The sequence below is a fragment of the Acinetobacter sp. SWAC5 genome, from assembly GCF_003419885.1.
Classification (GTDB): domain Bacteria; phylum Pseudomonadota; class Gammaproteobacteria; order Pseudomonadales; family Moraxellaceae; genus Acinetobacter; species Acinetobacter cumulans.
Genome location: NZ_QUWR01000011.1, coordinates 68029 through 92310 on the forward strand (window position 1 = coordinate 68029; position 24282 = coordinate 92310).

Genomic DNA, 24282 nt, shown 5'->3' on the forward strand with positions numbered 1-24282 from the left:
AAGCGAACTTTGATCTGAAAGATGCGCTGATCGAATGGAAAATGGGCGCGGCCACATCATAGATTGATCATTTGAATGGGAGACTGCGTAGTGTATTTTGATGAGGGCGGGGTGCTGAGGACATCTCCTAAGCTGTATTGGTCGAGGCTGTGATAAAACTGCTCCATCGCCTGATCTAAAATGCCTTTTAAACCGCAATTGCTGCGTAACACGCAGGGAGGCGTATTGCATTCCACAATCGGATTTTCACGCTGTAAAATCCGGACAATTTCACCAAGACGAAGCGTGAGTGCCTGAGGGTTAAGGCGAATGCCGCCGCCTTTGCCGCGGGCGGTAATCAGCCAGTCCTGTTTTCCCATAAAATGCACAATTTTCACTAAATGATTTTGCGATACGCGCAGATCTTCGGCAATTTCCGCAATTGTATACGGCAGCGCTTTGGGCTGAGCGATATACATCAGAACACGTAAGGCATAATCGGTGAATTTATTCAGCTGCATGATAATACTGTAAGTGTAGGAGAAATAAATAAGGGTTAGTCTAGCATAACTAAACTAACCCTATTTTATTTCAAGCGGACGGGAGAGTTAGTGTTTTACACCGCCTGTGCCGAAAGCTTCACTGTGGATATTGGCCACAGGAATGCCACGGGCAATTAAAGCTTTCTGCTGTTCAGCCATAAATGGCATTGGACCGCAGAGGTAGTAATCTGCATTGACTGGCAAGATTGCAGTATCCATGCTGCCTAAGTCTAGACGGCCAGCAATGTCATAATCTTCACCTAATTTGTCACTGGCATGAGGGAACTCATACGCAGTAAAAGTGCTAAGGCGCGGATATTTTGCTTTCAAATCCTGAATGTGTTTATGCATAGCATGCACTTGTTTGCTGCGGCATGCATGGATAAAGGTCACAGGCTGCGGCATGTCTAAAGTGACCAGCTGATTCAGCATTGCAATCATCGGAGTTAAGCCAACGCCGCCGCTGATGAAGACATTGCGTTTATTTGGATCAATGAGATAGAAGTTGCCTGTTGGCGCAGATACTTCAATTTCTGAACCGGTCTCTAAGCCATGCAGCGTATTGGATACCCAGCCTGCAACCAAATCACCTTTTTGGTCTTCACGTTTCACGGAGATGCGTAAATAGTTGGTTTGCGGACTGGTAGACAGCGTATATTGACGCGGCTGTTTTAAACCCAGTTCATCAACCAATACACGTACTGAGATGTACTGGCCTGCTTCATATTTTGGTAAATCGCCGCCATCGGAAGGCTCAAGGTAGAATGAGGTGATTTCATCGCTTTCAACCACTTTTTTCACAATTTTGAAATTGCGCCAGCCTAACCAGCTGCCTTTAGTTTGCTGATGCTGCTCATAAATCGCTTTTTCAGTGCTGATAAACAAATCTGCTAATTGTCCGTATGCTGCCGCCCAAGCTGCAATTAATGGATCTTCCATTGAAATGCTTAAGACTTCACTGATCGAGTGCAGCAAGTTTTCACCGACAATATTATAGTCCGGCGCTTGAATGTTAAGACTCACATGTTTGTGCGCAATTAATTCTACAACCGGTAAAAGTACAGACGGATCTTCAATATTTTCAGCATAGGCCAATACAGCGCCTGCCAAGGCTTGTGCCTGAGCACCGCTGCGCTGATGCCCCATGTTAAAGGTTTCTTTAAGGTCAGGATTATTGCCCAACATGCGGTTATAGAAGTAATTCGTCAGCGCGACACCATTTTCACGTAGAACAGGAACAGTCGCTTTTACTAGGTCAATTTGCTGCGGAGTCATAGCTGATCTCTCATGGCTGTTATTTATAAGATGTATTTAAAATACATGTTTAAAAATATATTCGCAATACATGTTTTAGCAAAAACCATAAAAAAATTATGGAATATAAAAATATTCCATAATTTTGTACTTTTTGATTGGGCTTTTAGATTATTTCTGGCTGAAGAGAGAACCCAAGAGTCCACGGACAATTTTCTGTCCAGTTGAACCGCCAAGGCTGCGTGCAGCACTCTTGGCAAAGGTGCCCACCGTATCCTGAATCAATTTTTCACGCTGTTTGGCTGCACGTTCAGCTTCTCTTTGCTGTTCGCGGACAATGCGCTCTTGTTCACGTGCCTGCTGTTTTTCTAAAGCTGCTTGGTCTTTGGCGTGCTGTTTGGCTCGGGCTTCCTGTTCTTTGGCTTGAGCTTTATCTTGTTCAGCTTGAGCGGCCTGCTGGTTACGGTCTGTCACTTTTTGCTGCAGCATTTCAAAAGCGCTGTCGCGGTCTACGGCTTGATCATAAATGCCTGCGACAATGCTTTGCGTCATGATGGTTTTGCGTTCATCCGGGCTGATCGGGTCAAAGGCGGAATGCGGAGGCATAATCCAGCCGCGCTCAACCATTTGCGGGGTGCCTTGCTCATCCAGACAGCTGATCAGCGCTTCACCGACACCTAATTCTGTAATGGCCTGATCGACTTTAAATGCCGGGTTGGCGCGGAAGGTATCGGCAGCGGTTTTAACTGCTTTCTGATCTTTGGGGGTAAAGGCGCGTAGCGCATGTTGTACGCGGTTACTCAGTTGGCCCAGTACGCTTTCAGGTAGGTCAAGAGGGTTTTGTGTCACAAAATAAATGCCCACACCTTTGGATCGGATCAGGCGTACAACTTGCTCAATCTTTTGTTGTAATGCAGGGCTGGCATTATCAAACAATAAGTGTGCTTCATCAAAGAAGAAGACCAATTTGGGCTTATCCATATCTCCAACTTCAGGGAGTTGTTCAAACAGCTCTGATAACATCCACAGTAAAAAGCTTGCATATAGTTTTGGCGTGTTCATCAGTTTATCGGCAGCCAGTAAATTAATATTACCTCGGCCTTGTGCATCGGTCTGAATAAAATCCATGATATTGAGAGCAGGTTCGCCAAAGAATTGATCTGCGCCTTGATCTGCCAGTGCAAGCAAATTACGTTGTATCGCGCCTAAACTTGCAGGGGATAAATTGCCGTATTCTGCTTTGAATTCAGCAGCATGTTCACTCACATAACTGAGTAATGCTTTGAGATCTTTAAAATCAATAAGAAGTAAGCCTTGATCATCGGCAATACGGAATACCGCAGAGAGCACACCTTCTTGTGTATCATTTAAATTCAGCATTTGTGCCAACAAAAGTGGCCCAATTTCAGAAATCGTTGCTCGGATAGGGTGGCCTTGATCTGCAAACAGGTCCCAAAATACAATTGGTGAAGCAGAAAACTCAATTGTTTCTATATTTAGGGTTTGTAGCCGTGCGTCAAATTTAGGACTACTTGATCCAGCCTTTGCAAGGCTGGAAACATCACCTTTGGCATCAGCCAGAAATACGGGTACACCCAAGCGGGAAAAACTTTCTGCCAGCACTTTTAAGGTCACCGTTTTACCTGTACCGGTTGCACCAGCAATTAAGCCGTGGCGATTGGCAAACTCAGAGTGTAGGACGATATCTTGTTGTGTATTCGAGGTTTTTTTAGCAATAATAATTGGTGTACCCATAATTTAGCCTTTTGTCTCATTATTCATGTAATTGTTGGTTCATTTGTTTTAAAGCATTTTCTATATCTTGAATTAAATCTTGTGGATCTTCTAGTCCTATACAGAAACGTACCAGCAAACCTTGTTGTAAATGTGTATGTTCTAAAACACGCATCTCTTTTAAGTTATACAGCATCACCAGACTCACGGGACCACCCCAGCTAAAACCTAATTTAAACAGCTGTAATGCATCACAAAAGCGACGGATCGCTTCCATGTCATATTCAGGTTTGAAAATTACACTGACTAAGCCAGCACTTTGGCCTTGTTTGCAAATGTTTTTCCAATACTCGTGTCCTGCAGCATCAGGGTCGGCAGGGTGTAATACTTGTACAAAGTCAGATTGTTGCTTCAGCCAATTCAAAAGCGTTAATGCACTTTTGGCTTGATGCGCATACCGTAATTGCATAGATGCAAGGCTACGTTGCACTTGTGCCACATCATCACCTGAAACAGAAATCCCTTGAATGGCATGCATACGGAATAGTTTGTGATGCAATTTTTGGTCACGTGTTACCACAGAGCCCATTAAAATATCGCCACCACCACTTGGATATTTGGTTAGTGCATGGACAGTGATATCGACACTTAAATGCTCATCTCCAAAATCAAAAGCATTAAAGGCAAGACCTGCGCCCCATGTATTGTCGAGTGCGGTTAAGATGTTTTGAGCTTTGGCTTTTTTGACTAATCCTGCAAGATCAGGGAATTCTAAGGTGACCGAACCTGCAGCTTCTAACCAAATAAGCTTGGCTTTTGAGCTAGGGTTAAAGCTTGAAACATCGAGTGAGTTATAAACTTTTACATGAATTCCGTAGCGTGATTCTAAGTTACGTAAATGCTCCATATTTGGGCCATAAATATTATCGGCCACCCACACTTCATCTCCCTGACTTAAAAAACAAGAATTGACTAAGTTAATCGCTGATAAGCCACTCGGTGCAAGGAGGCTATATATACCGCCTTCAATTTGCGCAATGTTATCGCCAAGTGTAAAGGTGGTTGGGGTGCCATGTGTGCCATAACTATAGTCGTAAGCATCTGTCCAGTGGCGATTAAATAGGGCATCAGTATTGTTGAAAATAATAGTAGATGCACGAAATAGGGGAGGTTGAACGGTTTCTATATATTGAGGGGCACGTCGTGGTGCATGTATGAGGGCGGTTTGAGGTTTATTTTTCACAGCGAAACTCATTCATTCGTTAAATCTTGTATTTGAGCTTAAGGGATTCATCCTAAATACACCACAATGTGTATAAATTGTTTAATGTAAGCAGAAAGCTAAAAAGTTGGCTTCATTTTTGCAAAACCACTATCTATAAGAGAGAAAAGATATAGGAAAGTGAATGAAGCCACAGTTAAAAGTACATTATTTTCAGCATATTGCTGGTGAAGGGTTCGGAAGTTGTTATGAATATTTGAAAGGTATGAATGCTAAAATTTCTGCCACTGAGTTTTTTGCCTTGCCTATCGATTTGGCTTTAGATATAGAGGCCTTACCTCATGTAGATGATGTTGATTTACTCATCATTATGGGGGGCACAATGAGTGTCAATGATGAAGCTAATTTCCCTTGGCTAAAAATAGAAAAGCGTTGGTTAAGGCGCTATTTGGCACAAGGGAAGCCTGCAATAGGTTTGTGTTTGGGTGGGCAGTTAATTGCCAATGCTTTGGGGGCTGCAGTCAGTAAAAGTCCGCATGAAGAACTGGGTTGGATGTCTGTACGTAAGACAGCCCATGTACCAGAGCATTGTTTTCCCTTGCCAGATGAATTTCAGGTTTTGCAATGGCATGGCGAAAGTTTTGAAATACCTAAAGGTGCTATACATTTGGCGGAAAACGATGGTTGTCGCAATCAAGTGTATCAGATTGGTCAAAATGTCTTGGGCTTCCAGTTTCACCCAGAAATTACCCCGCATGCTTTAAATCTGTTCTTGGAAACAGATGATGCCTGTGAACGATATACAGGGGCATATATACAATCGGAAGGCGAGCTGAAGTCAAGTAGTAAAAGTAAATTTATTCAGGGAAATCAAATATTAAACCAAGCAATAGCGTATGTATTGCAAAGAACAGTGGCAGGACAACTCGCTGAATGTCACAAAGCATAATTAAATTGAAAAACATGATAAAAAAACGATTTTAGATTTGCTTATGCATTAAACAATAGTTATAATGGGCGACCCTTTAATGAAGGGGGTTGACTACGAATAAAGTAGTTAACATCGTGACAGTCGCGGCATCGATCGTGACCTTAGTGATAATTCACTGCTCTTGACACTTGCCTTTATTAGTGGGGTGAGATGCGTCAAGAGTGATTCTTTATATTTTTGGCTTGGAGTTAACTGGTATGTCTAACCAGAGAATTCGTATCCGTCTTAAGTCTTTTGATCACCGTTTAATTGATCAATCATCTCAAGAAATCGTAGAAACAGCAAAACGTACTGGCGCACAAGTTTGCGGTCCAATTCCAATGCCTACACGCATTGAACGTTTTAACGTTTTAACATCACCACACGTAAACAAAGATGCACGTGACCAGTACGAAATCCGTACTTATAAGCGTTTGATCGACATCGTTCAACCTACAGACAAAACTGTAGATGCATTGATGAAGTTAGATCTTGCAGCTGGTGTTGATGTTCAGATCGCTTTGGGTTAAGGCTTTCGGGTTAATTAACGAATTATAGAAGTTAATTAAGCCGCTTTTTTAGAGGTTAATGCACATGGCTATTGGTTTAGTCGGTCGCAAGTGCGGTATGACACGTATCTTTACAGATGCTGGTGTTTCTGTACCTGTAACAGTGATTGAGGTTGATCCTAACCGCATCACTCAAATCAAAACGCTTGAAACTGATGGTTATCAAGCGATTCAAATCACTACTGGTGAACGTCGCGAATCTCGCGTAACTAACGCTCAGAAAGGTCACTTCGCTAAAGCGGGTGTTGCTGCTGGTCGTCTAGTTCAAGAATTCCGCGCTACAGAAGCTGATCTTGAAGGTCGTGAAGTTGGTGGTACTCTAACTGTTGACTTGTTCACAGTTGGTCAAATCGTTGACGTAACTGGTACGTCTAAAGGTAAAGGTTTCCAAGGTGGCGTTAAGCGTTGGAACTTCCGTACTCAAGATGCTACTCACGGTAACTCTGTTTCTCACCGTGTTTTAGGTTCTACTGGTCAAAACCAGACTCCTGGTCGCGTATTCAAAGGCAAAAAAATGGCTGGCCATTTAGGTGCTGAACGCGTAACTACACAGGGTCTTGAGATTGTTGCAATTGACGCAGAACGTTCAGTTCTTGTTGTTAAAGGCGCGATTCCTGGTGCTACTGGTGGTGACGTTACTGTTCGTCCTACGATCAAGGCCTGAGGGGAAATATTGTGAATTTAAATACTGTTTCCGGCTCTGCTGTTGAGTTATCTGAAGTTGCTTTTGGTCGTGACTTTAACGAAGCTCTTGTTCACCAAGTAGTTACAGCTTACTTAGCTGGTGGTCGTCAAGGCTCTAAAGCTCAGAAATCTCGTGCAGACGTTTCTGGCGGTGGTAAAAAACCATTCCGTCAAAAAGGTACTGGCCGCGCTCGTGCTGGTTCTATTCGTAGCCCAATCTGGGTTGGCGGTGGTAAAACTTTTGCTGCTCGTCCACAAGACTGGTCTCAAAAAGTAAACCGTAAAATGTATCGCGGTGCTATGCAATGCATCCTCGCTGAACTTGTTCGTCAAGATCGCTTGGTATTGGTTGAAGAGTTTGCTGTTGCAGCTCCAAAAACTAAAGAATTGCTTGCAAAACTTAACGACTTAAATGCAACTCGCGCATTGATCGTTACAGAAGCTGTAGATGAGAATCTATACCTTGCTGCGCGCAACCTTCCACACGTGGATGTTGTTGATGCTGCTGCAATCGATCCTGTTAGCTTGATCGCGTTCGATAAAGTTGTTATGTCTGTAGCTGCTGCTAAGAAAATTGAGGTAGAACTCGGATGAACAACGAACGTTTATATCAAGTCCTACAAGGACCTGTATTCTCAGAAAAAGCACAAGTTTTAGGCGAAACTGCTGGTGTTCAAGTTTTCAAAGTTGCATTAAATGCAAACAAACTTGAAATCAAAAAAGCAGTTGAGCAACTGTTTGGTGTTCAAGTTGTTAAAGTTAACACAACGATCACTAAAGGTAAGACAAAACGCTTTGGTAAAACATTAGGACGTCGTTCTGATGTTAAAAAAGCATACGTCACCCTGAAAGCTGGCCAAGATGTTGAAATGGCTGACTTGGGCGATACCGCTGAAAACGCAGCGGAATAAGGACGAAAATTATGCCGATTCAAAAATGTAAGCCAACGTCTCCAGGACGTCGCTTTGTAGAGAAAGTGGTTCATGATCACCTTCACAAAGGCGCACCGTACTCTCCGTTGGTAGAAGCTAAAAAACGTACTGGTGGTCGTAACAACAACGGTCACATTACGACTCGTCACGTTGGTGGTGGTCATAAACAGCACTACCGTATCGTTGACTTCAAACGTAACAAAGACAGCATCCCAGCTGTAGTTGAACGTATTGAATACGATCCTAACCGTACAGCTCATATTGCTTTATTGAAATATGCTGACGGTGAACGTCGCTATATCATTGCACCTAAAGGCCTTCGCGCTGGTGATCAAGTACAATCTGGTAACGATGCTCCAATTCGTCCAGGTAACTGCTTACCACTTCGCAACATGCCAATCGGTTCTACACTTCACAACATCGAGCTTAAAATCGGTAAAGGCGCACAATTAGTACGTTCTGCTGGTACTTCTGCTCAGTTGTTAGGTCGTGACGGTTCTTACGCTATCATTCGTCTACGTTCAGGCGAAATGCGTAAAGTACACGTTGAATGCCGTGCAGTTCTTGGTGAAGTTTCTAACCAAGAAAGCAACCTTCGTTCATTGGGTAAAGCTGGTGCATCGCGCTGGCGTGGTGTTCGTCCTACCGTTCGTGGTATGGCGATGAACCCAGTAGACCATCCACACGGTGGTGGTGAAGGGCGTAACAAAGGTATTCAACCTGTAAGCCCATGGGGTCAAAAAGCTAAAGGGTACAAAACACGTACCAATAAGCGTACGACTAAGATGATCATTCGCGACCGTCGCGTTAAGTAACAAGTAAAGGAATCTGACAATGCCTCGTTCTCTGAAAAAAGGCCCATTCGTCGATGCGCACTTGTTCGCTAAGGTTGAAGCGGCTATCGCGGCTAATAACCGTAAGCCGATCAAAACTTGGTCGCGTCGTTCGATGATCTTACCGGATTTTGTTGGTCTAACAATTTCTGTACACAATGGCCGTAACCATGTTCCAGTAATCGTATCTGAACACATGGTTGGTCATAAACTAGGTGAATTCGCGCCAACTCGTACCTATCGTGGTCACGGTGTTGACAAGAAGTCTAAACGTTAATAGGTGCTATGATGGAAGTAACTGCTAAATTACGCGGTGCCGCTATCTCGGCACAAAAAGCACGTTTGGTTGCAGACCTTGTGCGCGGTAAATCTGTTGCACATGCGCTTAACATTTTAACTTTCAGCAATAAAAAAGCTGCAGTTTTAGTTAAGAAAGCATTAGAGTCTGCGATTGCAAACGCTGAACACAATAACAGTTTAGATGTAGACGATCTTAAAGTTTCTACGATCTACGTTGACGAAGGCATGAGCCTTAAACGTATTTTGCCACGTGCTAAAGGCCGTGCAGATCGTATTACTAAGCGTACTTGTCACATCACCGTTAAGGTAGGGGTTTGATATGGGTCAGAAGGTTCATCCAATCGGTATCCGCCTAGGTGTTGTGAAACGTCATAACGCTAACTGGTATGCGAGTCCGAAACAATACGCTGAATACTTGCTTAAAGATTTGCAAGTTCGTGAGTTTTTAACTAAAAAACTTAAGAACGCAATGATCAGCAATATTCTTATCGAACGTCCTACAGGCGCTGCTAAAATTACTATTAGCACTGCTCGTCCAGGTATCGTTATCGGTAAAAAAGGCGAAGACATTGAGAAACTACAACGCGAATTAACAGCTATTATGGGTGTTCCTGCGCAAGTTAGTATCAATGAAATCGATCGCCCAGACTTAGACGCTCGTCTAGTTGCTGAAGCAATTGCTTCTCAATTAGAAAAACGTGTTATGTTCCGTCGTGCTATGAAGCGTGCGGTACAAAACTCTATGCGTGCTGGTGCTAAAGGTATCAAAGTTGAAGTATCAGGCCGTTTAGGTGGTGCTGAGATCGCTCGTACAGAATGGTATCGTGAAGGTCGTGTACCTCTACATACTTTACGTGCTGATATCGACTACTCAACTATGCGTGCTGAGACTACTTACGGTACGATCGGTGTTAAAGTTTGGATCTTCCGTGGCGAGATCTTGGGTGGCATGAAGCAAGTCATGAACCCAGCTCCTGCAGAAGAGCGTCCAGCTAAACGTGGTCGTGGTCGTGGTGAAGGTCAAGAGCGTCGTGGTCGTCGCAATGATCGTTCTGCTGAAAAAGGAGAATAATCCATGTTACAACCTAAACGTATGAAATTCCGTAAAGTGCAAAAAGGCCGTAACACTGGTCTTGCACATCGCGGTAGCTCAGTATCTTTCGGTACAATCGCACTTAAATCAATCGAACGTGGTCGTATGACTGCACGTCAAATTGAAGCGGCGCGTCGTACAATCAGCCGTCGTATTAAGCGTGGTGGTAAGATCTTTATCCGTGTTTTTCCAGACAAACCAATTACTAATAAACCATTAGAAGTTCGTATGGGTAAAGGTAAAGGTTCTGTGGAATACTGGGTTTGCGAAATCAAACCAGGTAAAGTCTTGTACGAAATTGATGGTGTTAGCGACGAGTTGGCAACAGAAGCATTTAAACTTGCTGCTGCTAAACTTCCGTTTAAAACCACTATCGTGACTCGGACGGTAATGTAATGAAAACTAATGATCTACGTGAAAAGTCGGTAGAAGAGTTGACAGCTTTGCTTGATGAGCAACAGCTTAACCAATTCCGTCTTCGTATGGCAAAAGCAACTGGTCAATTGGGTAAATCGCACGAAGTTGCGCTTACTCGTAAAACAATTGCTCGTATTAAGACCCTCCTTACCGAAAAACAGGGGAACGGACAATGAGTGAAAATACAGTCCGCACGTTAACAGGCAAAGTAGTAAGCGACAAGATGGACAAGTCTATCGTTGTTCTTATTGAACGCCGTGTTCAACACCCGTTGTATGGCAAATCAATCCGCCGTTCAACAAAATTACATGCTCATGATGAGAACAACACTGCTAAAATCGGCGACGTTGTAACTATCAAAGAAAGCCGCCCAGTTTCTAAAACTAAGTCTTGGACTCTAGTTGAAGTTATTGAAGCAGCTGCTGAGTAATTAACGTTCTAGTTGCATCATCGGTCAAATTCGAGTACTCTTTGAGCCTTTCGAATTTGTGACCGGTGATGCTCGGTTTTGGAGTAGGGCAATGATTCAGACCGAAAGTATGCTCGACGTAGCAGACAACAGTGGTGCTCGCCGCGTACAATGTATTAAAGTACTTGGTGGTTCACATCGTCGTTATGCGTCTGTTGGCGACATTATTAAAGTTACTGTAAAAGAAGCAATTCCACGTTCACGCGTTAAAAAAGGTGATGTGATGAATGCTGTTGTTGTACGTACAAAGTTCGGCATCCGCCGTGCAGACGGTTCAGTTATTCGTTTCGATGATAACGCAGCTGTTATTTTGAACAACAACAAAGCGCCAATTGCTACTCGTATCTTTGGACCAGTGACACGTGAACTTCGTACTGAACAGTTCATGAAAATTATTTCACTGGCTCCTGAAGTTCTATAAGAGGCAATCATGGCTAAGATTCAAAAAGGCGATCAAGTAATCGTGATCGCAGGTAAAGAAAAAGGCAAACAGGGTACTGTATTGTCTGTTTCGAATGACCAAGTGAAGGTTGAAGGCCTTAACTTAGTTAAGAAGCACCAAAAGCCAAACCGTGCTACGGGCGCTGAAGGCAGCATCGTAACTCAAGAGGCTTCGCTTCATATTTCTAACGTGGCAATTTTTAATGCTGCAACCCAAAAGGCTGACCGTGTTGGTTACCAAGTAGTTGAAGGCGTGAAAACTCGCGTATTCAAGTCATCTGGTGAATCAGTGGCGGCAGCGAAGTAATAGGTTGATTTAGGCTATGGCCAGACTTAAAACGCGTTACAACGACGAACTAAAAGCTCAGTTAAAAGAGCAATTAGACGTTAAAAATGTGATGGAAATTCCTCGCATTACTAAAATCACGATCAACATGGGTGTTGGCGCAGCTTCTGCTGACAAAAAACTCCTTGATGGTGCTCTTGCAGATATGCAAGCGATTGCTGGTCAAAAACCAGTTCTTACATTAGCTCGTAAATCTATCGCTGGTTTCAAAATCCGTGATGGTTGGCCGATCGGTTGTAAAGTTACTTTACGCGGCGAACAAATGTACGAATTCTTAGACCGTTTGATCTCTATCGCGATCCCACGTATCCGTGACTTCCGTGGTTTCTCTGCGAAATCATTTGATGGTCGTGGTAACTACTCAATGGGTCTTAAGGAACAAATCATGTTCCCTGAAATCGATTTTGATAAGATTGATCGTATTCGTGGTATGGATATTACCATCACTACGACTGCTCGCACCGATGACGAAGGCCGTGCGCTTATGCGTGCATTCGGCTTCCCGTTCAAATAAGAGGTCGATATGGCTAAGAAAGGTATGATTAATCGCGAATTGAAACGCGAAGCTACTGTTGCTAAATTTGCTGCAAAACGTGCTGAATTAAAAGCTACGATTGCAAATGTAAATGCAAGCGACGAAGAGCGTTTCGAAGCGATGATGAAATTACAAGCATTACCACGTAATGCGTCTCCAGTACGTCTGCGTAACCGTTGTGGTTTAACTGGTCGTCCTCATGGTTACTTCCGTAAGTTCGGTCTAAGCCGTAACAAACTACGTGATACAGTAATGCAAGGTGATGTACCGGGCGTTGTTAAGGCAAGCTGGTAAGGAGCACTATAAATGAGTATGCAAGATACCGTTGCCGACATGCTAACACGTGTTCGTAACGCACAAATGGCGAAGAAACAAACTGTTTCTATGCCTAATTCTAAGTTGAAGGTTGCTATTGCAAACGTACTTCAACAAGAAGGTTACATCTCTAACGTAGAAGTTGCAGACGCTGAAGGCAAAGCAACTTTAACAATTACGTTAAAATATTTCGAAGGCAAACCAGTTATCGAAACTGTGAAACGCGTAAGCCGTCCAGGTCTACGTCAATACCGCGGTAAAGATGCACTTCCTAGCGTTAAGCAAGGTTTAGGTATTGCAATTGTTTCTACAAGCAAAGGCATCATGACTGATCGCGCTGCACGTGCTGCGGGCATCGGTGGTGAAGTTATTGCTTTTGTTTCTTAATAGGTGATTCCTCATGTCTCGTGTGGCTAAAGCCCCAGTAACTGTACCTAACGGTGTAACAGTTACTCAGAACGGCCGGCAGGTCGAAGTGAAAGGCACTAAAGGTACTTTGTCTTTCAACCTGCATGCGCTGGTCGAGCTTAAACAGGAAGAAGGTAAACTTCAAGTTGCTCCAGTTAAAGAGTCGAAAGACGCTTGGATGCAAGCTGGTACTGCTCGCGCTGTCTTAAACAACCTTGTAAAAGGTGTTAGCGAAGGCTTCGAACGCAAGTTACAATTGATTGGTGTTGGTTATAAAGCTGCGGTTAAAGGTAACGTTGTTAACCTTAACCTTGGTTTTTCACACCCAATTGATTATGCACTTCCTGAAAGTGTGACTGCTGAAACTCCAACTGCAACTGAAATTATCCTTAAATCTGCTGACAAAGCAGCTTTAGGTCAAGTTGCTGCGGAAATCCGTGGCTACCGTCCACCAGAGCCTTATAAAGGTAAAGGTGTTCGTTATTCTGACGAAGTTGTACTTCGTAAAGAAGCTAAGAAGAAATAAGGCGCGAGGTTCTTATGAACGAAAAGAAACAATCCCGTTTGCGTCGTGCGAAAAGCACACGCTTGCACATTCGTGCATTGGGTGCGACTCGCTTGTGTGTAAACCGCACACCGCGTCACATCTATGCTCAAGTTATCTCAGCAGATGGTGGCAAAGTATTAGCTCAAGCTTCTACTTTAGATGCTACTTTACGTGCAGGTACAACTGGTAACGTTGAAGCAGCGAAACAAGTAGGTGCTTTAATCGCAGAGCGTGCTAAAGCAGCTGGTGTTACTAAAGTTGCATTTGACCGTTCTGGTTTTAAATATCATGGTCGTATCAAAGCCTTGGCTGATGCTGCTCGTGAAAACGGCTTGGAGTTCTAATCATGGCTAAAGTTGAACAAAACGAAGGTCTTGTTGAAAAGCTGGTTGCCGTTGATCGTGTAGCCAAAGTTGTTAAGGGTGGTCGTATCTTCTCTTTCACAGCATTAACTGTTGTGGGTGATGGTAATGGTCGCGTAGGTTTTGGTCGTGGTAAAGCACGTGAAGTTCCAGCTGCTATTTCTAAAGCACTTGAAGCTGCTCGTCGCAACATGATTACTGTTGACCTTGTTGATGGTACTGTTCAGCACCCTATCAATGCTCGTCATGGCGCTAGCCGTGTTTACATGCAGCCTGCTTCTGAAGGTACTGGTGTAATCGCTGGTGGTGCAATGCGCGCAGTTTTAGAAGCTGTTGGCGTACGCAATGTATTGACTAAATGCTACGGTTCTACTAACGCTGCAAACGTTGTTAACGCGACTTTTAACGGTCTGCGTGATATGACTTCTCCTGAGAAGGTTGCTGCGAAACGTGGTCTTACTGTTGAACAAATTCAAGGGTAATCAATCATGAAAACGATTAAAGTTACCCAGACTAAATCTGCATCGCATCGCTTGAAAAATCACAAGCTTAGCCTTAAAGGTTTAGGTCTGCGTCGTATTGGTCATACTGTAGAAGTGCTAGATACACCTTCTAACCGTGGTATGATCAACCAAGTCTACTATATGGTTAGTGTAGAGGAATAAGCCATGACTCTGCGTTTAAATACAATTGCACCTGCAGAAGGTGCTAAACGTGATAACCTTCGTTTAGGCCGTGGTATCGGTTCTGGCGTTGGTAAGACTGGTGGCCGTGGTGTCAAAGGTCAAAACTCGCGTAAGAGCGGTGGTACACGTCCAGGTTTCGAAGGCGGTCAAACAGCGTTATATCGTCGTTTGCCTAAATTCGGCTTCACTAGCCAAATGGCTTTGAAAACTGCTGAAGTACGTTTATCAGAACTTTCTAAAGTTGAAGGCGACATCGTGTCTCTAGAAACTTTAAAAGCTGCTAACGTTGTACGTAAAGACATGCTTCGTGCACGTATCGTACTTTCTGGTGAAATTACTCGTGCATTCACTGTACAAGGTGTTGCATTGACTAAAGGCGCTAAAGCTGCTCTAGAAGCTGCTGGCGGCAAAGTCGAGGAGTAATCCCCAGTGTCTATGTCTCCTAGCTCGTCAGGTCATGTTAACATGATGAAAGGTCAACCATTTCATGTGAAATACCGTGAAATTATTCGTCGTATGATGTTCCTCATCGGGGCGTTGTTGGTTTTTCGGTTAGGAGCGCATATACCAGTACCGGGCATTAATAATGCTGCGCTTGAAAACCTTTTTAATGCAAACCAAGGCACGATCCTTGGTTTGTTTAATATGTTTTCAGGTGGTGCATTAGAGCGGATGTCAATTCTTGCTCTAGGGATCATGCCATACATCTCTGCATCGATTATCGTGCAGTTGATGTCAACTGTGGTTCCTTCGCTTGAAGCTTTGAAAAAAGAAGGCGAACAAGGCAAGCGTAAGATTAACCAATATACACGTCAGGGCACGTTGTTCCTTGCACTTGTGCAAGCGATCGGGATGTGTGCGGGTCTAATTAGTCAAAATATTACTTTGACTTCTGGTCTTGCATTTTACGTTCCCGCTGTAACATCTTTAGTTGCAGGTACAATGTTCTTAATGTGGCTGGGTGAACAAATTACCGAGCGTGGGGTGGGGAACGGTATTTCCATGATCATCTTCGCTGGTATTGTTGCAGGTTTGCCGAACTTGGTTCTGCAATCATTTACTTCTATCGATAATGGTCAATCAAGTATGATTGGTTTGGCAGTTTTTGCTGTATTATCGATTGCAGTATTGGCAGCAATTGTGTTTATTGAGAAAGCGCAACGTCGTATTCCAGTAAACTATGCTCAAAAACAACAAGGTCGTCGTGTATTTACAGCACAACAGACACATTTGCCGTTAAAAATTAACATGGCGGGTGTGATTCCTGCGATTTTTGCAAGTTCATTGCTATTATTTCCTGCGAGCTTAGGTCAGTGGGTAGGTAGTCATGATGTTGATGCTGGTTTTATTAAGCGTGGCCTACAAGATTTGGCACTCGTTTTGTCGCCTGGACAGCCGTTGTATTTGGTGCTCTTTGGTGCGTTAATTATCTTTTTCTGTTATTTCTATACTGCGCTAGTATTTAGCCCTAAAGAAGTTTCAGAAAACCTAAAACGCAGCGGAGCTTATGTGCCTGGTATTCGTCCAGGTGAGCAAACTGCTCGTTACTTAGATCATATTCTCAATCGATTGACCTTTATCGGCGCGATTTATATCACAATCATCTGTTTAATGCCGATGATTCTACAAAGTTCGTTTGGTATTCCATTCAGCTTAGGTGGTACGTCTTTACTGATCGTAGTGGTTGTTGTGATGGACTTTATGGCTCAGCTACAAGCTCATCTCACATCGCATCAGTACGATAATCAATCATTAATGAGAAAAACGACTGCTCATCCTAAGGGATAAGCGCACTTGAGGTTTCATCATGAAAGTACAAGCTTCTGTAAAGAAAATTTGTGGTAGCTGTAAAGTTATCCGTCGTAATGGGGTTATTCGCGTAATTTGTAGCGCTGAACCTCGTCATAAGCAGCGTCAAGGTTAATCTGATCAAGACCTGTTGATTTCAGTAGGCTAATTAGGTTATTATCCGCCCCTCAAGATTTTTGTGGGGCGGTTGATTATCTTAACTGCCTTTTTGGAGAAAATTGAATGGCTCGTATTGCCGGTGTAAACATTCCGGATAACAAGCATGCTGTTATCTCTCTAACGTACATCTTTGGTGTAGGTCGCCACACTGCTAAGAACATCTTAGCTACTGTAGGTATCGCTACTACAACTAAGATTCGTGAATTAGATGACGCTCAGCTTGATGCGATTCGTGCAGAAGTTGCTAAGGTTCCTACCGAAGGTGACTTACGTCGCGAAATTTCCATGAACATTAAACGTTTAATGGATTTAGGCTGCTACCGCGGTCTTCGTCATCGTCGCAGCTTGCCTGTCCGCGGTCAACGCACCAAAACTAACGCACGTACCCGTAAAGGTCCGCGCAAACCTATTAAGAAATAAGATTTCTGGAAGCTAAAAGATGGCTAAAGATACTCGCACACGCAAGAAGGTCACTCGTACCGTCTCTGAAGGTGTTGCACACATTCACGCTTCTTTTAATAACACCATTGTGACTATTACCGATCGTCAAGGTAATGCACTGGCTTGGGCTACCTCTGGTGGACAAGGCTTCCGTGGATCACGTAAATCAACTCCGTTCGCTGCTCAGGTAGCTGCTGAAGTTGCTGGTAAAGCAGCTTTAGACTACGGTTTGAAAAACTTGGACGTCCTTGTAAAAGGTCCTGGTCCAGGTCGTGAATCTGCGGTTCGTGCTTTAGGTGCAGTGGGTTATAAAATTAACAGCATTACCGATGTGACGCCAATCCCGCACAACGGTTGCCGTCCACCTAAAAAACGTCGCGTGTAAGGAGAAACATTCATGGCTCGTTATATTGGTCCAAAATGCAAACTCTCTCGCCGCGAAGGGACAGACCTGCAATTAAAATCTGGCGTTAAACCATTTGACGTCAAAACAAAAAAAGCTGCTAAAGCACCTGGCCAACATGGCGGCGCTCGTGGTGGCAAACAATCTGAGTATTCACTACAATTACGTGAAAAACAAAAAGTACGTCGTATGTACGGTGTTTTAGAACGTCAATTTAGTAACTACTACAAAGAAGCTGCTCGTGTTAAAGGCGCAACAGGTGAAAACTTGTTGAAATTGCTTGAAAGCCGTCTAGATAACGTTGTTTATCGCATGGGTTTTGGTTCTACACGTGCAGAAGCTCGTCAGCTTGTATCTCACCGTTCTATCACTTTAAATGGCCGTCGCGTTAACATCGCGTCTATCCAAGTTAAAGCTGGTGACGTGATTGCAGTTCACGAAGGCGCTAAACAACAATTGCGTATCAAAAACGCAGTTGAATTAGCTGCTCAACGTGGCATTCCTTCTTGGATGGAAATTGACCATTCTAAATTGGAAGGTACGTTCAAAGCTGCTCCAGATCGTTCTGATTTACCTGCTGAAATCAACGAAAGCTTGATTGTAGAATTGTATTCTAAATAATCCTTGAGGTAGCAATAATGACGCGTACTGCAAATGAGTTTCTAACTCCGCAAGCGATTAAGGTCGAAGCGGCAAGCGGGACCTCGGCAAAAGTTATTCTAGAACCCTTAGAGCGTGGCTTTGGTCATACTCTTGGTAATGCTTTACGTCGCATCCTACTTTCTTCTTTACCTGGCGCTGCTGTGGTTGAAGTTGAAATTGAAGGTGTCGAGCACGAGTACAGTACTTTGGAAGGCTTGCAGCAGGACATCGTCGAGCTCTTGCTGAACCTAAAAGGATTGTCTATTAAGCTGTTCGATCAAAATGAAGCTTATTTGACATTAGAGAAACAAGGTCCTGGCGACGTAACTGCCGCTGACCTTCGTTTACCTCATAATGTTGAAGTGGTTAACCCTGAACACTTGATCGGCACTCTAAGTGCTACAGGCAATCTTAAGATGCGCCTGAAAGTTTCTCAAGGTCGTGGTTACGAGACTTCTGATTCACGCTTCCCAGAAGGCGAAACTCGCCCAGTGGGTCGTTTACAATTAGATGCTTCTTATAGCCCTATTAAACGTGTGTCTTACACAGTGGAAAACGCTCGTGTAGAACAACGTACAGATCTTGATAAACTGATCATTGATCTTGAAACAAATGGTACTGTAGATCCAGAAGAAGCGATCCGCAAAGCGGCAACAATCTTGCAACAACAAATTGCAATCTTTGTTGATCTTCAGAAAGATCAAGCGCCAGTTGCTCAAGAACCTCGTGAAGAAGTTGATCCAATCTTGCTTCGTCCAGTAGATGATCTAGAGCTTACTGTTCGTTCTGCTAACTGTTTGAAAGCAGAAAATATTTACTACATTGGCGATCTTGTTCAACGTACTGAAGTTGAGTTGTTAAAAACTCCTAACTTAGGTAAAAAATCGTTGACTGAGATTAAAGATGTTCTAGCTTCGAAAGGCTTGCAGCTTGGCATGCGTTTAGAAAACTGGCCACCAGCTAGTTTACGCATGGACGACCGCTTTGCCTATCGTAGCCGTTAATTAAGTAGGACTATCACCATGCGTCATCGTAATAGTGGTGTGAAATTAGGCCGTACAAGCAGTCACCGTAAGGCGTTGTTCCAAAACTTAACAAATGCTTTAGTTGAGCATGAGTTAATTAAAACAACTTTGCCTAAAGCGAAAGAACTTCGCCGTGTTGCTGAGCCTTTAATCACTTTAGCTAAAAACGATACTGTTGCAAACCGCCGTTTAGCGTTTGCTCGTACTCGTTCAGCAGCAACTGTTGGTAAATTGTTTACCGTTCTTGGCCCTCGTTACAAAGAACGTAACGGCGGTTATCTACGTGTTCTTAAAGCGGGCTTCCGTGCGGGTGATGCTGCACCGATGGCTTACGTTGAGCTTGTAGATCGCGAAGTTAAATAATTTCGCACAAGAATAGCGTTAGTTGTTCTAAGAAAGACCGGCTTTTAGCCGGTCTTTTTTTTTGCCTAAAAATTGTTAGACAAAAATAAGTGTTGTCCTTAAATGACACGGAATTTATCAAATTTTATCAAACTTGACATTGCGTATTGTCAAATATGTGCTTTAATAAAACCATAAAACTGAGATAGGTTAAAAGAACAATATGGAAAAGCAAGTTGATATTCTGATTGTTGGTGCTGGTATTTCTGGTATTGGTATTGCAGCGCATTTATTAAAGAATTGCCCGCAACGTTCATTTGAAATTATTGAACGTCGTGAAAGTTTTGGTGGTACGTGGGACTTATTTAAATATCCTGGTATTCGTTCAGATTCGGACATGTCAACTTTTGGTTTTAATTTTAAACCTTGGCAAAAGGCCAGTGTTTTGGCTGATGGTGCTTCAATTAAAGGCTATTTGTCTGAAGTTATTGACGAAAATCAGTTGGCACAGAAAATTCATTTTCAGCATCGTGTGTTGAGTGCAAATTATGACTCGAACACGAAAAAATGGTCGGTTGAAATTGAAAATGCGGACAATAAAAAAGAAACTTGGATTGCAAATTTTGTCGTGGGCTGTACGGGCTATTACAACTATGACAAAGGTTTCCAACCTGATTTTCCAAATCAAAGTGCATTTAAAGGTCAGTTTATTCACCCACAACATTGGCCTGAAAATTTAGATTACAAAGGCAAAAAAGTAGTCATCATTGGTAGTGGTGCAACTGCAATTACCCTCGTACCAGCGATGTCGAAGGGTGGGGCTGGTCATGTAACGATGCTACAACGTTCGCCAACCTATATTGCATCTATTCCTTCGGTGGATATGATCTATGACAAAATGCGTAAAGTGTTGCCTGAAGATTTGGCTTATAAATTAACACGTGCACGTAATATTGGTGTGCAGCGTGCTGTATATGCAGTCGCTCAAAAGCAGCCTGAGTTGCTTCGCAAATTCTTATTGCAATCTATTAAAATGCAGTTAAAGGGTAAGGTGGATATGAAACACTTTACGCCTAAATATAATCCTTGGGATCAGCGTTTATGTGTTGTTCCAGATGGTGACTTATTTAAGATTTTGCGTGAAGGCCGTGCAAGTGTAGAAACGGATCAAATTGAGAAGTTTACTGCCAAAGGTGTTCAGTTGAAGTCTGGTAAACATTTAGATGCAGATATTGTAATTTCTGCGACAGGTTTAAATATTCAAATTTTAGGTGGAATTAAAGCGACGATTGATGGTAAGCCATTGAACACTTCTCAGCATATGCTATATCAAGGTGTGATGGTCAGTGATGTGCCAAATATGGCGCTAATTATTGGCTATATTAATGCGTCTTGGACTTTAAAAGTGGATATTGCTGCTGAATATATCTGTCGTTTGCTGAACTATATGGATGAGAAAGGCTATAACGAAGTTTTACCACAAGGCGATGCAACACAAATTGAGCAAGATACGGTGATGGGAAGTCTCAGCTCTGGTTATATTGCGCGTGCTGCGGATGTCATGCCGAAACAAGGTAAGAGTGGGCCATGGCGTGTAACCAATAACTATTTGGCAGATCGTAAAGCATTGAAAAAAGCTGGATTTGAAGATAGTGTGCTCAAATTTAGTAAGAAATCAGCAGCTTCAGTGACAAAGCCTCGTTTAGTCTCTTAAGATAATTTTATGAGGTATTAACATCACTTCATTATAAGCTGGATATGAGAAGGAGCTCTAAGAGCTCCTTTTTTTATGAATTCTGCGTTCAATAATTTAACTTTGCCTTATCTGTAGATTCGGACAAGATGTGTGTAGGACATAAATCGAAGTAGTGTAATGGATATTCAAACACAGCAATATCAAGTGCCTTTTGGCACTTTGTTATTAAACGCTCGTTCTTGGCAATCGGTTGATGTAAATGCTGAATTGGCACCCATAATTTTGTTACACGATTCTTTAGGAAGTGTGGATTTATGGCGAGATTTACCTGCGCAATTGGCACATCTTTCAAAGCGTAAAGTCTATGCCTATGATCGTTTAGGCTTTGGATTGTCTGATGCATGTATGGCCTTACCTGCACTGGACTTTGTGCTCAGTGAAGCACAGCAGGCTTTTCAGGCTGTGATTGACTATTTTCAGCTCTCACATTTTGTGGTGATGGGGCATAGTGTGGGTGGTGCTATGGCATTTGCCATTGCGGCTCAAGAAGCAGAGCGCTGTGTAAGTTTAGTGAGTATTGCAGCCCAGTTTGAAGTAGAAGAGCAAACAGTGCAGGGGATCATGCTTGCAAAAAAAGGTTTTCAACAAGCAGGTCAATTGGAACGCTTAGAGAAATACCATCCACAGAAGGCACAGTGGGTATTAGATGCATGGACGGAAACCTGGCTTGCACCTGAGTTTCAAAGCTGGAATTTGGCCACAGTCTTGCCAAAAGTAAGCTGTCCAAGCTTGATTATTCATGGTGAATTAGACGAATACGGCAGTATAAATCAAGCACAGCAATTATTTGATGGTGTTGATGGTCGCGCTGAAATGCATATTTTAGAAGGGTTGCATCATTTACCGCATAAAGAGCAACCTGAGCTGGTTTTGCAGATTATTCAAGAATTTCTCAATGAGCTGTTTTAATCATAGTTACTTGTAAAATGAGAACAGCAACGCTGAACGAATTGCGTTGCTGTAGCAGGATAGGCTAGGGGTTTAGAGATTAGAGCGTACGTGAAATTAATTCTTTCATAATTTCATTGGTTCCTGCGTAGATTCGATTTGCACGGTTGTCGATATAGGCACGTGCAATTGGATATTCAAGCATATAGCCATAGCCACCATGGAGCTGTAGGCACTCATCTACAACCTTTGAGAACATTTCTGAAATTTTGTATTTGGCCGCTGCTGCTGCATCAATGCCGAGTTCTTCTTTGAGTTGTAACTCCATGCATCGGTCTAAGTAGGCACGACAGAAGTCAATTTCAGTACGCAATTCAGCGAGTGTAAAACGACTGTTTTGGAAGCTCCCAATTGCTTTGCCAAAAGCTTTACGCTCTTTGGTGTACTTGACGGTATGTGCAAAAGACGCTTCTGCACCTGCTTGGCAAATAATTGCGACCAACATGCGCTCCCAAGCCAGCTCTTTCATTAGCATCATAAAGCCCATGCCTTCCATACCCAGTAAGTTTTCTTTAGGTACACGCACGTTATCAAAAAACAGTTCGCAGGTATCTTGACCTTTCATGCCGATTTTGTTGAGTGGCTTGCCTTTGCTAAAGCCTACGCGATCTGCTTCAACTAAAATTAAGGATAAGTTTGCAGAACCTTTTTCAGAGTGACCTGTTTTACATACCACAATGGCCATATCACATAGATAACCATTGGTAATAAAAATCTTAGAGCCATTAATAACATAGTCGTCGCCATCTAGTACGGCGGTTGTACGTACAGCTTGTAAATCTGAACCTGTGCCTGGTTCAGTCATCGCAATGGCGGTAACTGTTTCGCCAGTGGTCATTTTAGGTAACCAAAATTGCTTCTGTTGTTCATTACCAAAATTATAAATGTAATTGGCCACAATATCTGAATGCAGAGAAAAACCTGTTGAAGAATCCATGGCATAGGCTTGTTCTTCAATTAAGATCATGCTGTACAGACGGTCTACCCCAGAGCCACCATAGGCTTCAGGCATGGTGGTACACAATAAACCTAGCGCACCTGCTTTATTCCATATATCGCGATCCACATGTTGTTGTTGTTCATATTTTTCAATATTTGGCACAACTTCTTTTTCATAAAATTTGCGTACAGTATCGCGGAATGCTTCATGATCAGCATTAAACAGTTTGCGCGGTAGCATATTGAGAATAGGGCGAATCGCTCCAGATTGCATGTGAATTATCCTTATTGTGTGTGCGTGTATTTGAAAATTATAAGAATGTACAGTTGTCAGCAATGTGCTGAATGCTCAATTGCAGAAAATTTACTGATGCTTTCGGTCAATCTTGTGAAAAGGTGTCAATTAACAGGGCTGAATAAGGTAAAATAACGGCGTTTAAATCTAACATTGGGGAATGCGATGACTGATGACATCAGCTTGGAAGAACGCAAAGTAATTTACCGTGCGCGACGCGGTTTAAAAGAAATTGATGTGTATTTTGATCCCTACGTAAAAAATTACTACTTGCAAGCAGATCAATTTGAAAAAGACATGTTTGCAGAGTTGGTTGCGCAGGAAGATCCAGATTTATTGGATTGGTTTATGGAAGTAAGTGAACCGCCACGCCCAGAATTACGTGATTTTATTCAGAAGTTAAAACACTACGTTCATGGATAAGCGTCATTTTCAGCTGAAACCTAGTCTGATAGCGCTAGTGTTTCAGTTTGCCATTTTTGCGGTTTTAATGACCTTGCTCTATCAGGTTTTAGCCATCTGGCTTTGGTGTGTGTTTCTGCTATTGGGCTTGGTCATCTATGCTTTATTTTATCGCCGGCGCCCCAATATTAGTGCGCTGGAATATCTGGATGGTCGTGATTGGACCTTGACCAAGTACGGTCAGCCACAGCGTGTGCAAATCAGTCATATTATTGATCATCAAGTGTATATCGTGGTGTATTTTCAGCATGCACGTACAAAACCAATGATTATTTGGTGTGATCAAGTCGCCTTCAAACAGTGGAAGTCATTGAAAGTATTGGCCAAAATGATCTAATTGTTAGACAGACTAAATTTTTAAAAAATCATAAAAACAATAAAAATCAATTGAATATAATGCATCTCTCACAATGTTGTCAGACA

Annotated in this window: 37 protein-coding genes and 1 pseudogene; 33 read left to right on the top strand and 5 right to left on the bottom strand. The window is 42.8% G+C overall.

Going from position 1 to position 24282, the window contains the following annotated elements:
* Positions 1 to 56: 56 nt before the first annotated feature.
* The 4 genes from DYI81_RS09580 to DYI81_RS09595 form a co-directional block, all read right to left on the bottom strand.
* A complete protein-coding gene (locus tag DYI81_RS09580) occupies positions 57 to 500 on the bottom strand; it encodes an Rrf2 family transcriptional regulator (RefSeq protein ID WP_106984026.1) in 444 nt (147 codons plus the stop codon).
* 87 nt (positions 501 to 587) lie between these two features.
* Positions 588 to 1796: an NO-inducible flavohemoprotein gene (gene hmpA / locus DYI81_RS09585; RefSeq protein WP_117007436.1), complete on the bottom strand. Its 1209-nt coding sequence runs from the start codon at positions 1794 to 1796 to the stop codon at positions 588 to 590.
* 150 nt (positions 1797 to 1946) lie between these two features.
* Positions 1947 to 3530 (bottom strand): helicase HerA-like domain-containing protein, encoded by a 1584-nt coding sequence (locus tag DYI81_RS09590; RefSeq protein WP_117007437.1) that lies wholly within the window; start codon positions 3528 to 3530, stop codon positions 1947 to 1949.
* 19 nt (positions 3531 to 3549) lie between these two features.
* Entirely contained in the window at positions 3550 to 4752 is a 1203-nt protein-coding gene (locus tag DYI81_RS09595) for a PLP-dependent transferase (protein WP_117007438.1), read from the bottom strand.
* A 163-nt stretch (positions 4753 to 4915) separates the two neighbouring features.
* Here DYI81_RS09595 and DYI81_RS09600 point away from each other — a divergent pair, with 163 nt between their 5' ends.
* From DYI81_RS09600 to DYI81_RS09750, 31 genes and pseudogenes are all read left to right on the top strand, one after another.
* Positions 4916 to 5680, top strand: a complete 765-nt coding sequence (locus DYI81_RS09600; protein WP_117007439.1) for a type 1 glutamine amidotransferase — start codon at positions 4916 to 4918, stop codon at positions 5678 to 5680.
* Between the two features lie 239 nt (positions 5681 to 5919).
* Positions 5920 to 6231: a 30S ribosomal protein S10 gene (rpsJ, locus tag DYI81_RS09605; RefSeq protein ID WP_004725677.1), complete on the top strand. Its 312-nt coding sequence runs from the start codon at positions 5920 to 5922 to the stop codon at positions 6229 to 6231.
* Positions 6232 to 6295: 64 nt separating this feature from the next.
* Positions 6296 to 6934, top strand: coding sequence for a 50S ribosomal protein L3 (rplC, locus tag DYI81_RS09610; protein WP_106984030.1), 639 nt, complete (start codon positions 6296 to 6298; stop codon positions 6932 to 6934).
* A gap of 11 nt (positions 6935 to 6945) precedes the next feature.
* Positions 6946 to 7548, top strand: a complete 603-nt coding sequence (gene rplD, locus DYI81_RS09615; RefSeq protein ID WP_106984031.1) for a 50S ribosomal protein L4 — start codon at positions 6946 to 6948, stop codon at positions 7546 to 7548.
* On the top strand, positions 7545 to 7865 hold the full coding sequence (gene rplW / locus DYI81_RS09620; protein WP_106984032.1) for a 50S ribosomal protein L23: 321 nt from the start codon (positions 7545 to 7547) through the stop codon (positions 7863 to 7865). Before rplD ends, rplW begins: the two co-directional genes overlap by 4 nt.
* Before the next feature lie 11 nt (positions 7866 to 7876).
* Positions 7877 to 8701, top strand: a complete 825-nt coding sequence (gene rplB / locus DYI81_RS09625) for a 50S ribosomal protein L2 (protein WP_067762915.1) — start codon at positions 7877 to 7879, stop codon at positions 8699 to 8701.
* Positions 8702 to 8720: 19 nt separating this feature from the next.
* Positions 8721 to 8996, top strand: a complete 276-nt coding sequence (gene rpsS / locus DYI81_RS09630; protein WP_004281508.1) for a 30S ribosomal protein S19 — start codon at positions 8721 to 8723, stop codon at positions 8994 to 8996.
* Between the two features lie 11 nt (positions 8997 to 9007).
* The gene (rplV, locus tag DYI81_RS09635; protein ID WP_106984033.1) at positions 9008 to 9337 is read left to right on the top strand and encodes a 50S ribosomal protein L22; all 330 of its coding nucleotides are present in this window, start codon (positions 9008 to 9010) and stop codon (positions 9335 to 9337) included.
* A gap of 1 nt (position 9338) precedes the next feature.
* Positions 9339 to 10116, top strand: a pseudogene (gene rpsC, locus DYI81_RS09640) (30S ribosomal protein S3).
* Complete coding sequence (gene rplP / locus DYI81_RS09645; RefSeq protein WP_106984035.1) at positions 10095 to 10508, top strand: 50S ribosomal protein L16; 414 nt, start codon at positions 10095 to 10097, stop codon at positions 10506 to 10508. The pseudogene rpsC and the gene rplP overlap by 22 nt, the downstream one beginning before the upstream one ends.
* On the top strand, positions 10508 to 10705 hold the full coding sequence (gene rpmC / locus DYI81_RS09650) for a 50S ribosomal protein L29 (RefSeq protein ID WP_005012982.1): 198 nt from the start codon (positions 10508 to 10510) through the stop codon (positions 10703 to 10705). The genes rplP and rpmC overlap by 1 nt, the downstream gene beginning before the upstream one ends.
* Positions 10702 to 10959: a 30S ribosomal protein S17 gene (gene rpsQ / locus DYI81_RS09655; protein ID WP_106984036.1), complete on the top strand. Its 258-nt coding sequence runs from the start codon at positions 10702 to 10704 to the stop codon at positions 10957 to 10959. The genes rpmC and rpsQ overlap by 4 nt, the downstream gene beginning before the upstream one ends.
* 91 nt (positions 10960 to 11050) lie before the next feature.
* The gene (gene rplN / locus DYI81_RS09660; protein ID WP_106984037.1) at positions 11051 to 11419 is read left to right on the top strand and encodes a 50S ribosomal protein L14; all 369 of its coding nucleotides are present in this window, start codon (positions 11051 to 11053) and stop codon (positions 11417 to 11419) included.
* A gap of 9 nt (positions 11420 to 11428) precedes the next feature.
* A complete protein-coding gene (rplX, locus tag DYI81_RS09665) occupies positions 11429 to 11746 on the top strand; it encodes a 50S ribosomal protein L24 (RefSeq protein ID WP_106984038.1) in 318 nt (105 codons plus the stop codon).
* Between the two features lie 16 nt (positions 11747 to 11762).
* Complete coding sequence (rplE, locus tag DYI81_RS09670; protein WP_106984039.1) at positions 11763 to 12299, top strand: 50S ribosomal protein L5; 537 nt, start codon at positions 11763 to 11765, stop codon at positions 12297 to 12299.
* Between the two features lie 9 nt (positions 12300 to 12308).
* Positions 12309 to 12614, top strand: coding sequence for a 30S ribosomal protein S14 (rpsN, locus tag DYI81_RS09675; protein ID WP_106984040.1), 306 nt, complete (start codon positions 12309 to 12311; stop codon positions 12612 to 12614).
* 12 nt (positions 12615 to 12626) lie between these two features.
* A complete protein-coding gene (rpsH, locus tag DYI81_RS09680) occupies positions 12627 to 13022 on the top strand; it encodes a 30S ribosomal protein S8 (RefSeq protein ID WP_053579514.1) in 396 nt (131 codons plus the stop codon).
* Positions 13023 to 13035: 13 nt separating this feature from the next.
* A complete protein-coding gene (gene rplF / locus DYI81_RS09685) occupies positions 13036 to 13569 on the top strand; it encodes a 50S ribosomal protein L6 (protein ID WP_106984041.1) in 534 nt (177 codons plus the stop codon).
* 14 nt (positions 13570 to 13583) lie between these two features.
* On the top strand, positions 13584 to 13934 hold the full coding sequence (rplR, locus tag DYI81_RS09690; protein ID WP_106984042.1) for a 50S ribosomal protein L18: 351 nt from the start codon (positions 13584 to 13586) through the stop codon (positions 13932 to 13934).
* 2 nt (positions 13935 to 13936) lie between these two features.
* Positions 13937 to 14434 (top strand): 30S ribosomal protein S5, encoded by a 498-nt coding sequence (gene rpsE / locus DYI81_RS09695; RefSeq protein WP_004786901.1) that lies wholly within the window; start codon positions 13937 to 13939, stop codon positions 14432 to 14434.
* 6 nt (positions 14435 to 14440) lie between these two features.
* Complete coding sequence (rpmD, locus tag DYI81_RS09700; protein WP_004809788.1) at positions 14441 to 14617, top strand: 50S ribosomal protein L30; 177 nt, start codon at positions 14441 to 14443, stop codon at positions 14615 to 14617.
* Positions 14618 to 14620: 3 nt separating this feature from the next.
* Complete coding sequence (gene rplO / locus DYI81_RS09705) at positions 14621 to 15061, top strand: 50S ribosomal protein L15 (RefSeq protein ID WP_106984043.1); 441 nt, start codon at positions 14621 to 14623, stop codon at positions 15059 to 15061.
* A gap of 45 nt (positions 15062 to 15106) precedes the next feature.
* Entirely contained in the window at positions 15107 to 16426 is a 1320-nt protein-coding gene (gene secY, locus DYI81_RS09710) for a preprotein translocase subunit SecY (RefSeq protein ID WP_171356346.1), read from the top strand.
* Between the two features lie 19 nt (positions 16427 to 16445).
* Positions 16446 to 16562, top strand: a complete 117-nt coding sequence (rpmJ, locus tag DYI81_RS09715) for a 50S ribosomal protein L36 (RefSeq protein WP_000867907.1) — start codon at positions 16446 to 16448, stop codon at positions 16560 to 16562.
* Positions 16563 to 16669: 107 nt separating this feature from the next.
* Positions 16670 to 17026, top strand: coding sequence for a 30S ribosomal protein S13 (rpsM, locus tag DYI81_RS09720; protein WP_106984045.1), 357 nt, complete (start codon positions 16670 to 16672; stop codon positions 17024 to 17026).
* A gap of 19 nt (positions 17027 to 17045) precedes the next feature.
* Positions 17046 to 17432, top strand: a complete 387-nt coding sequence (rpsK, locus tag DYI81_RS09725; RefSeq protein WP_001040166.1) for a 30S ribosomal protein S11 — start codon at positions 17046 to 17048, stop codon at positions 17430 to 17432.
* Between the two features lie 12 nt (positions 17433 to 17444).
* The gene (gene rpsD / locus DYI81_RS09730) at positions 17445 to 18071 is read left to right on the top strand and encodes a 30S ribosomal protein S4 (protein WP_004691294.1); all 627 of its coding nucleotides are present in this window, start codon (positions 17445 to 17447) and stop codon (positions 18069 to 18071) included.
* A gap of 17 nt (positions 18072 to 18088) precedes the next feature.
* Positions 18089 to 19096 (top strand): DNA-directed RNA polymerase subunit alpha, encoded by a 1008-nt coding sequence (gene rpoA / locus DYI81_RS09735; protein WP_106984046.1) that lies wholly within the window; start codon positions 18089 to 18091, stop codon positions 19094 to 19096.
* 18 nt (positions 19097 to 19114) lie between these two features.
* Complete coding sequence (rplQ, locus tag DYI81_RS09740; protein WP_004641032.1) at positions 19115 to 19480, top strand: 50S ribosomal protein L17; 366 nt, start codon at positions 19115 to 19117, stop codon at positions 19478 to 19480.
* Positions 19481 to 19682: 202 nt separating this feature from the next.
* A complete protein-coding gene (locus DYI81_RS09745) occupies positions 19683 to 21173 on the top strand; it encodes an NAD(P)/FAD-dependent oxidoreductase (RefSeq protein WP_106984047.1) in 1491 nt (496 codons plus the stop codon).
* A 159-nt stretch (positions 21174 to 21332) separates the two neighbouring features.
* Entirely contained in the window at positions 21333 to 22124 is a 792-nt protein-coding gene (locus tag DYI81_RS09750; RefSeq protein ID WP_117007441.1) for an alpha/beta hydrolase, read from the top strand.
* Between the two features lie 79 nt (positions 22125 to 22203).
* Here the strand turns inward: DYI81_RS09750 and DYI81_RS09755 are convergent, their stop codons facing one another.
* Entirely contained in the window at positions 22204 to 23376 is a 1173-nt protein-coding gene (locus tag DYI81_RS09755; protein ID WP_106984049.1) for an acyl-CoA dehydrogenase family protein, read from the bottom strand.
* A 186-nt stretch (positions 23377 to 23562) separates the two neighbouring features.
* Here DYI81_RS09755 and DYI81_RS09760 point away from each other — a divergent pair, with 186 nt between their 5' ends.
* Positions 23563 to 23820: a succinate dehydrogenase assembly factor 2 gene (locus tag DYI81_RS09760; protein ID WP_106984050.1), complete on the top strand. Its 258-nt coding sequence runs from the start codon at positions 23563 to 23565 to the stop codon at positions 23818 to 23820.
* Entirely contained in the window at positions 23813 to 24196 is a 384-nt protein-coding gene (locus DYI81_RS09765) for a protein YgfX (RefSeq protein ID WP_106984051.1), read from the top strand. The genes DYI81_RS09760 and DYI81_RS09765 overlap by 8 nt, the downstream gene beginning before the upstream one ends.
* Positions 24197 to 24282: the final 86 nt, after the last annotated feature.